The sequence below is a fragment of the Paenibacillus sp. Aloe-11 genome, from assembly GCF_000245715.1.
Classification (GTDB): Bacteria; Bacillota; Bacilli; order Paenibacillales; family Paenibacillaceae; genus Paenibacillus; species Paenibacillus kribbensis.
Window position 1 is genome coordinate 86,338 of record NZ_JH601067.1, and the last position, 9,309, is coordinate 95,646.

At 47.9% G+C, this 9,309-nt stretch carries 8 protein-coding genes; 2 read left to right on the top strand and 6 right to left on the bottom strand.

The genetic code is table 11. The features are described from left to right. Positions 1-192: 192 nt before the first annotated feature. Genes spoVAE through WG8_RS21590 form a run of 4 tightly spaced genes read right to left on the bottom strand, consistent with a single transcriptional unit; the run spans position 193 to position 2,930 of the window. Complete coding sequence (gene spoVAE, locus WG8_RS21575) at positions 193-543, bottom strand: stage V sporulation protein AE (RefSeq protein ID WP_007432386.1); 351 nt, start codon at positions 541-543, stop codon at positions 193-195. A gap of 1 nt (position 544) precedes the next feature. After that, the gene (gene spoVAD, locus WG8_RS21580; RefSeq protein ID WP_007432387.1) at positions 545-1,561 is read right to left on the bottom strand and encodes a stage V sporulation protein AD; all 1,017 of its coding nucleotides are present in this window, start codon (positions 1,559-1,561) and stop codon (positions 545-547) included. A gap of 1 nt (position 1,562) precedes the next feature. Beyond that, positions 1,563-2,045: a stage V sporulation protein AC gene (gene spoVAC, locus WG8_RS21585; protein ID WP_007432388.1), complete on the bottom strand. Its 483-nt coding sequence runs from the start codon at positions 2,043-2,045 to the stop codon at positions 1,563-1,565. Positions 2,046-2,069: 24 nt separating this feature from the next. Continuing rightward, positions 2,070-2,930 carry a DUF421 domain-containing protein gene (locus tag WG8_RS21590; protein WP_007432389.1) on the bottom strand — a complete coding sequence of 287 codons (861 nt, stop codon included), beginning with the start codon at positions 2,928-2,930 and terminating at the stop codon, positions 2,070-2,072. Positions 2,931-3,201: 271 nt separating this feature from the next. Between WG8_RS21590 and WG8_RS21595 the strand changes: the two genes are divergently transcribed. After that, complete coding sequence (locus WG8_RS21595) at positions 3,202-3,408, top strand: DUF1657 domain-containing protein (RefSeq protein WP_007432390.1); 207 nt, start codon at positions 3,202-3,204, stop codon at positions 3,406-3,408. Positions 3,409-3,593: 185 nt separating this feature from the next. Here the strand turns inward: WG8_RS21595 and WG8_RS21600 are convergent, their stop codons facing one another. Beyond that, complete coding sequence (locus WG8_RS21600; protein ID WP_007432391.1) at positions 3,594-5,195, bottom strand: hypothetical protein; 1,602 nt, start codon at positions 5,193-5,195, stop codon at positions 3,594-3,596. 34 nt (positions 5,196-5,229) lie between these two features. Beyond that, the gene (locus WG8_RS21605; RefSeq protein WP_007432392.1) at positions 5,230-8,679 is read right to left on the bottom strand and encodes a BadF/BadG/BcrA/BcrD ATPase family protein; all 3,450 of its coding nucleotides are present in this window, start codon (positions 8,677-8,679) and stop codon (positions 5,230-5,232) included. Between the two features lie 114 nt (positions 8,680-8,793). On the opposite strand from WG8_RS21605, the gene WG8_RS28965 reads away from it, so the two are divergent. Next, positions 8,794-9,309 (top strand): PLDc N-terminal domain-containing protein (locus WG8_RS28965; RefSeq protein ID WP_007432393.1); only part of this gene is annotated, 516 nt, incomplete at its 3' end.

Consider the following 9,309-nt stretch of genomic DNA (forward strand, 5'->3'; position numbering starts at 1 on the left):
GGGCAAGACGGTTGAAAGCAGCATTCCGGTGCCAATCAAGCTGGTTACGAAGGATAACAGCCAGTAGTAGGACGGTCATTGGCCGAGGGTTTGCTAAGCTTCTCTTTCAGAGTTCTTATGCCGCCGCTCATGAACAGAAATTCCAAAATCGAGTTAATCTCATTAAAGGATGGTTACCCCCCTATCGCATCCTTAACCTTTTGGCTTAATCAGCAAGGCTGCCAAAAATGAGAAAATAATGGCTGACGAAATACCTGCGCTGGTGACCTTGAATATACCGGTAATGACTCCGATCCATCCATCTTTCTGTAATTCCTCCAAAGCACCATGAACCAGGGAGTTCCCAAAACTAGTGATTGGAACGGAAGCTCCGGCCCCGGCAAACTTAACGAGTGGGTCATACAAGCCAAGTCCGTCCGCGACTGCTCCCAGCACGACGAGTAACGTCATGGTATGGGCTGGGGTCAGTTTAAACACATCGAAACAAATCTGTCCGAAGACGCAAATTGCGCCTCCTACAAGAAAGGCCCATAAAAAGATCATGTCAGCTTCTCCCTCCTGATTCGATCGCTACAGCATGTGCGATACAAGGAATACTTTCTCCTTGTTGATACGAAAGCGGCGATAAGAGCGCCCCAGTAGCAACAACAAGCATGCGTTTGATTTCTCCCATTTGCATGCGTTTCATTAAATGACCGTAGGTGACAACGGCCGAACAACCACAACCACTTGCCCCCGCCTGCACCATCTGAGTATCATAGTCGTAAATCATCATGCCACAGTCGGCATACTCCGTTTGATGCATCGGAATGTTATGTTTTTCAAACAATTTGCAGGCAATCTCATAGCCTACTTTGCCCAGATCGCCTGTGACGATCAGATCATAATAACCGGGCTCGATTTGTAAATCTCGAAAATGAGCTTGAATGGTGTCAACCGCAGCTGGTGCCATGGCTGCCCCCATATTAAACGGATCGGTAATCCCCATATCGATAACCCGGCCAATTGTCGCTGACGTGGTGACAGGTCCTTTCCCCTCCTGGGAAACAATCGCTGCACCGGCACCGGTCACGGTATATTGGGCAGTTGGCGGCTTTTGTGAACCGTATTCTGTCGGATACCGGAACTGCTTCTCTACGCTTGAATTATGACTGCAGGTCCCTGCCAATATGAATTTCGCTGCTCCACTATTGACGAGTGCGGACGCAAGAGCCAAGCTTTCCATCGAGGTTGAACAGGCACCGAACACGCCGAGATAGGGGATCGACAGCGTACGAGCGGCAAAACTGGTGCTGATTATTTGATTCATCAAGTCGCCGCCGATATGAAAATGGACTTGCTCCTTGGTTAACCCTGCTTTTTCAATCGCCAGTTTTGCGGCCTGTTCAATCAAAATCTTCTCAGCTTTTTCCCAGCTCTCTTCTTCCAGCATGGAGTCACCATGTATGATGTCAAAATCGCCGGCAAGCGGCCCTCTGCCTTCAAATGGGCCAACTACGGTAGCCGAAGCCTTAATATTCGGTTTATTTTCAAAGATCCAACTTTGATGCCCTTTTAGCATATCAGTGTCCTCCTCCAGTACCCTTAAGCACAAACGTGATGATACCCACAACAAATGCAGCCACCGTTCCAAAAACAATAACCGGACCGGCAAGCTTAAACATTTTTCCGCCGACACCTAAAACCATTCCTTCACTGCGATGTTCTATCGCGGCGGATGCCATTGAATTTGCAAAACCAGTTACAGGAACAGCCGAACCGGCACCCGCCCATTGCGCGAATTTGTCATATACGCCGAGGCTCGTTAAAATAATGGAAATGAGAATTAACACGGCCGCAGTGGGATTGGATGCTTTTTTCTCATCAAAGCCGGCCCAATGAACAAACATTTCCTGAATGGCTTGTCCAATCACACAAATCATCCCCCCGGCAAGAAACGCACGACAGCAGTTTTGAAATAAGGGCCGTTTGGGTTCAAGCTGGTTGGCGAGTTGTTGATACTCCTGTTGGACCGGCGTTGCTTTTTTCATCTTTTCATTGCTCATTTTTAATCCTCCTGATCATCTGATCTAACGAATGAGTAGTGGTCTAACTTCCTTAATGACCCGTTCCAGCTCTTTTGCGCATTCTTCATACATTTTTTTTGCATTTGGCGCTGTGGTGGACAGGCTGAACATTTCAAGATCCGCTTCACATTTTTTTAAAGTCGACAGCAAAGAAGCCTTATTCTGAGGCTTGGGGACTCTGATCTGATCGTCAAATAAGTCAACATAAAGCTGGCCGTAGGTATCTACCTGACCAAAAAGCACGTTTTCAATTGCAACGCCCATCTTTTCGAGTTCCGCATCCAGCCAACCCCGGTTGAGTCCCATCACAGCTAATGATTCATCCATGACATTTCCATCCATAATGACTGCCTGCGGCTCCTTTTCGGGCCCCACTTTGATGCCTAAGTGTTTGGGTGTCAGGGGTTGATTTTCTTTCGTTAGTAGGATGTTGATTTCTCCATTCGGTTCCATAATCGCAAATTCTACATCCGACGCTAGAAAAACATCTTTTTTCCGCAGCTGTTCCATCAGTTCGTCGGTGGTAAGTCGTTCCTTCTTAAGGTTATCCTCCAGAATTTTTCCGTCTTTAATTATGACCCTTGGTTTACCATCAATAAAATCCCTTCCTTTTTTACTTTTAAGTTGTAAAAATTCGATCCCTAAAGAGACGCCTACCCATACACACAATGAAATGACACTTAAATACCATTTTTGATCCATCTCTAATGAAGTGTAGGCTGCTAAGCTTCCGATTGTGATCCCAGTTATGTACTCAAAAAGGGATAACTGGGAAATTTGTCTCTTTCCCAACAACTTAGTCATTATAAAAAGTACGACAATCGCTAACAATGTCCGTAGTGAAATAAGTAACCAATCTGGCATCATGTAGCCCCCTTTATCTTTGCAGAAGTGTAACTCTTCCAATTGATGGCAAACCGTATATAAGCAAGATCGTCAGTTTTTCGTTTTTTTATTCATGGAAGTGTAAATCTTTACCTTTTTTGTTCTAGCCTACTTTCCCTTGATTTGCTTTTTATTGCTCTTATTGGTGTATGATTTCGAAAAAAGGGGATACATTATATATGTTACCTGGGTAGGAATAGCAGTATTTTTGTTCCTTACGCCCTTAATCCGTTAAAGGAGGTGAATCGAAATGACCGTAGCTTCCGATGTCAAAACATGTGTTGCTTCATTAAAAAGTGCTCAGGCCAGCTTAGAAACATTCGCTTTGAGCACCCAAAATCAAGAGGCAAAAACTCTTTTTACAAACGCGGCTCAGCAAACACAACAAATTTTGCAGCAAGTCGAAAGCCGAGTACAGCAGCTAGAAAATGAAGAACCACAATACAAAGGTTTCTAAGAACGAGGAAACAAAAACAGCCATGTTCATAAGAGCATGGCTGTTTTTCTGTGTAAAAAACATGAAGTGGATGAACCCATCGTTGAAATATAAAGAGAAAGTCCGGTCTTTGAAATGCCTATTTGACGGGAAGAGACACATAGGCTGAACATGTCCCTTCCCTATTTCACGAAGATTGATCAACTTTAATTTACATTTTCTATTTCCCTTTTTCGGAAGGAAAATCGATCCAAAAATCCTGTAGGCATATCGTAAACCGTATTTGCTGCTGTACAAGCTACGACGTGACGGCTTGCGCGCAATGGATTAGTATACTTCGATTTTCGCGGCAGTGTCTCCTCTGTAAAACCCTTTTTCATCAGTGCTTCGTCCAGCTCTTTTTTTGCAGCCTGTTTGGCTTTAAACAGCATCATTTGTACCCTGCTGTATACATTGATTGCCCCGTCGCCGGTCGTTTCAATCGGGAGAAAGATAGCGTCAGGGTATCTTTCCGTGATCAACGATTGGACGCCGTCCGATACGCCAGAAGAAGGCATACATCCGAAAGGCTTGACGGAGATCGTCATGTTGGCTTTTCGTTTGACCACGTTCAGAATCAACTTGCCCACTTCCATGTGTCCTTCTCCGCCGCGCAGCTGGTTATTGTAATGGTCATTGGCAACACGGGCGATTTCCTCCATGTCAGGTAAATGATAGCCGCGAAGACCGATTAATCTGGCATAGGTTTGAAAAATGGCCCGAATCCCTTGGTCGGCAAGTGCCAACATTCGTAATCTTAATGTGGGATTCTTTCCTTTTAATCCATGGCGTCCAGAATCTGCCTCCCGCAAGCTGATTCGTTTGCGGGTATCATAACGCCCGGCCCAGATGAGGAAGAGAATCCAGGCCGTAACCGATTGGACTTCAACCTCGGCCCCTTCATTTTCCAAAAACCGTTGCAGTTGATAGTTCCCGTCTCCCTCCGTCGTCATCGCCCAAAACTCCCCGATAATGCTTACCTTCGGCCTTGCCTGCGTCCGATCCACCTGGACGGCCTGCAGTTCCTTGCGGCATCGGATGAGCGCTAGAATCAATCGTTTTCTCTGAGTTAAAGCGTCATATAAGTACTGTTTGCAGCGAGTCAAAGCGGCATCGGTTGATCCTTCCTCCACTTCATAGGGACGAATGCGGTATCCAAGCGCATTGAGAATGTCCCCCAGCAGGACGGCCTTCAGGAAGCTCACAAAAAACGAAGTATCCAATTTAAGCGCCGATTCACCTCCGGTCGCCTGTTTTAATCCGTCCGTCTGTTGAAACAAGAGAACGCGAAAACCGTCAAATCCCGCATCGCGCAGTGCTTTCCGATACTCCGTGACATAGGTGCCAAAACGGCAGGGACCGCAGGATCCGCTCGTTACGAACAGGTAATTGCCAATGATCTCATCCTTCGATTTACCTTCTACGTCGCGAAGATAATTCAAGTATTTGATCAAATTTCCAACGGTGAAATAAGTCGGATTGCATTGTCCACGGTTGCCGAATTCCTTGCCGAAACGCAGCGACTCGCTATCGGGGCAGTCCATATGCTTCACATGGTAATCCAGCCCTGCCAAAGCTCCCTCCACCAAATAATCATGTACCATCGTCAGCCCGCCGAACAGAATCGTTGTGGTCGCTTTGTCTTTGGCCAAAAAAAGGCGAGGAGCCGGTTCGAACCACTGATGCTTCGCTGCCAGTCCAAGTGCCTGTTCCTGTTCTTCCCGAAACAGACGGAGCTCATCCTCAAGCTTCCTTTTCTCTGTTGTCATAATTCATTTCACTCCTCCTTATCACTTTGTAGGGTTATTCTAAGATCCTTTTTTTCAACAGCTCGGAACGTTTCTGCTCGACAAGATGCTGCAATTCCGCCTTTTTCTTCGCTAAATCCTGCAAACGTTCTTCATGTAGCCCCAGACTGTGGGCATATGTTTTGACGCGTATTTTAATCGAACCGCTAGGTTTGTTCGCATCGATATCGTGCAAAGCGGAATAGGGCGTTCCCGCAATGGAAATGATCGAGTCGATCACCCCGTAAGTAGGAGCGTCATGCCCGCACTTGAAGCTGGACAGGTCCAGAACGGCTACATTCGGATGCCGTGCGGCAAATTTGGCTGCCCACACCTTCTGCACACTGTTGGAGCTGAAATTTTCAGGCCAGACATCGGTCACTTCGAGCGCATATTCCACCCGCCCTCTCTGCAGGTCGTCCTTGAAAAAGCGCTGAAGCCATGATTCGTCTTTGGGAATCGAGCGCATGGACAGTACGGGATAACCCAGTACCTGAAACTCCTCCAATACGCTGTGATTCAGACCCGGATCGGAGTGATAGGGGCGGCCGATTAACAGAATGGCCAGACGATTGTCTTGTTCCACCTGCTCCAGAATCGAGCGGCCCTTCTCTTGCATCTCGGCATCAAACAGCTTCATTGCCTTCCAGCCCTGATCGGCGGCAAAATCACTCTCGTCCTCCGTAATGGACAGACAGTCCGCTAACGCTTCGAACAGCTGTTTCTTGAGCAGGTTCGGTTCCGTGAAGGTTACCGCCGGATCAAGATAGACAATTCCTTTCGTCTCAAAGAAATTGACTTCTTTCGTAAAGGCGGCTTTGATGACATTCGGAGCGCCGGCAACGATCGGACAACTGGCCGAATCCATCACGTTATGGAGAGGAGTTGGAATGTGCGTGATACACGGAAAGAAAATATAGTCGAGCGGTTTTTTCTCATGATGTTTAAATAACAAATTGTGTACATGCGCCTGAGCGACCTTCGACGGGTAGCAAGGATCAATCAATCCGTATTTGCCGCCTTGCTGCCACATTTCCTCGCTTGTATTATCGCTGAACACGATGTTTTTCTGGTCAATGCCAAGCGTCTCGAAATAGGTCCGCCAAAATGGCGCCGTCGACCAGATGTTAAGAACTTTTGGAATTCCGATACGGATGCTTCTTCGCAGCTCTGCCGCTTCAACGGAAGAACGCATAAAATTACGCCGATACGCTGTTTTTCTGCGTCCGAGCCAGTTTCGCTGCAACCATACCTCTTGAACCTGATCATCGGACTCGGGCAGCGGCTCCGGCTCGTAAAAATGCTGGAACATTCGGCGGGCTTCGTATTCCACCAGATTGGGGTAATGTTTTTTCAGCACCTGCCGTTCCTTGGTCAGTTTGACGACGGCTTGCTGATCTTCAACTGTGCCCTTCTCGCAGCTGAAACCGGAGATGTAACGGGCCGTATGTCCGTCCGGGGTTTCGGAATCTATAAAGGTCCGGCTGCAATGGTTGGGACAGAAGTTGCAGCGAGTGGATTCATCGTTGCGCGTCACATAGCTCAGCATGATGGCCGAATCCAATCCCAAAAACGTGGAATATCCGCGCCGTTTCACCACGCGCAGCGTTTCCCTTGCCGCCCCGATCGCGCCTGCTTCCCCTGGGTGAGGATGAACGTAAACTTCCGCATCGGGAACCCGCTGTTTAATGTAATCCACCTGCGCTTTGACAGCGGCCAAGTTATATTGAGTCCCTCCCTGCAGAACGAATTTACGGCCTAGTTCTGCCATCCGCGGTATTTGTACGACATACTGCCATACGTTTTTCGGCAGTACGAGCGCGAGTCCGGCCAACAATTCTTCTTTGGAATACCCCTCCTTCTGAAAATTAACCCGATCCGCATCGAGAAATACGGCGCATCCATATGAATATTTTGGGCTAAGGTCTGCCGCGAAGGCGGTATCCGCATATTCCTGAATCGGAATGCCAAACTGATCCGCCATCGCCTGAAGCAGCATGCCGTTACCGGCCGAGCATTGATTGGACAGTCTGAAATCCCGGAAAGTACCGTTTTTCAGAAAGAGCACTTTTATGTCCTGACCACCAATATCGCAAATGACGTCGATATCGCCAAATTCGTTAACGGCGCTCATCATATGTGCAACGGTTTCAACAATATTGATGTCGGCCTTTAACGTTTTTTCAAGCACGTCCGCCGCATATCCGGTGGCACCGAAACCGATAATCTCCAAATCGGCCTCCTGATCTCTCACCTTGTCACGAATCCGTTCCAGTATTCCCCTCGTATCTTCAAGCGGATTACCCTTGGATAGCTGATATTCCTTAAGCAGAATCTCGCCGCTTTCGTCGACGAGAACGGCTTTGGACGAAGTGGAGCCGCCGTCCAGACCGATCACCGCCTTAACCTTCTGCCCGGGTGCGAAGGCCGCAGGCGTAAAGCGGGGAATGCTGTACGTCCGGCGGAATTGCTCCAGCTCCGTTTGGCTAGCTACCAGCGGCGGGCCGGCGTTTTCTCCCAGTTTCGCTTTTCGGCCGTGCGCTATAAATTGCTTCAAAGCTTGCAAGCCCTTGTAATTCCCCACGCTGGCCGGCTCATGCATCCCGTACATGACGGCTCCGAAGGCCGCGTAGTATTGGGAATTATCAGGAACAGAAATCAACTCGTCGATAGACATGTCTTGGGGATACTCGTATCCTCTGTCACGCCAGGTTTGAGGAATGCGCAATCGCCAACATTCCTGCAGAAAGGGCAAATATGTATTAGGTCCTCCAAGCAGCAATACGCGATGCCGCAACGTGTTTCCGCGAGTCAGTACAGAAAGGTTCTGCATGACGATCGCGTCCGCCAAGGAACACATGATTTCGACGGAAGGGATACCGCTCTTCACCAGATTGACAATATCCGTTTCGGCAAAAACGCCGCATTTGGCGGCTACATGGTGCAATTTTGAATCATCGAAGTGCAGCTTGCCTACATCTTCCATGGGCATTCCCACTTTAATCATGCACTTGTCGATCGTGGCGCCTGTACCGGATGCACACTTATCGTTCATAGATGTCAACGCCTGTTTGTTGCCGGTTTCCTCATTGGCCTTGAAAATAATGATTTTGGCATCTTGTCCACCGAGTTCAATGACGCTCCCCACGTCGGGATGAAGATACTCAACAGCCATCGTAACGGCATTCACTTCCTGAACGAACTTTGCTCCGATATGTTCCACAATCGGTCCGCTTCCGGAACCGGTCATGAACACGCGGATGTTTTCCTGCTTGACACTGGGGAATTCGTTGCCGATCGTAACCAGAAATTCCAGTACATTCTCCGCCTGCTTGGTGTGGTGACGCTGATAATCCGACCATAATATTTCTTTGGTTGCAGGATTCACGACGGTTGCTTTTACAGTCGTCGAACCGACGTCAATCCCGATGATTATAGCGTCTGATCGTTGCGTATTCCTTAACATCCTCCTTGCTCCTTTATCCATAAAATCTTAGTAGTATCCTGTGTATAGATTTGTCACTCTATACAAAGAACATTTAAGTACCTGAATCCCCTCGGCTAGGAGGTAGACGTAACGTTGCTTTGGATCATTTTAGCGCTCTTGTTGTTTATCGTTCAAATTGCAGCCATCATCATTGTGGAGTATCGCCGATCGAACAAAGCAACAGCATGGCTTATCATCTTGTTCCTCTTTCCCCTGCTCGGTTTCCTTGTATATTATTTTGTAGCGGAGGAATACTCATGCTACCGTACGTTGCAATGGAAAAAAAACAGACAGTGGGAACAACGCAAAGCCGACCTCATTAACCGGAGTAAACAGCGGATACGGAAAGCTATGGATGAGGTAAACGATTGGCAAGAAAAGAACGAGCATGCATCGCTTATGAAGATATCAGCTATTCCTATTACGGCTTGCAATGAAACGACGATCTATACCGAAGGGAAAGAAGCCTTTGAAGCGATGTTGGAAGCAATAGCCGCAGCCATGCACCATATCCACATTGAATTTTACATTATTCGCGACGACCAGCTCGGTACTCGATTCGAACGGTTGTTGATCCGGAAAGCGCAGGCAGGGATTAAAGTACGGTTG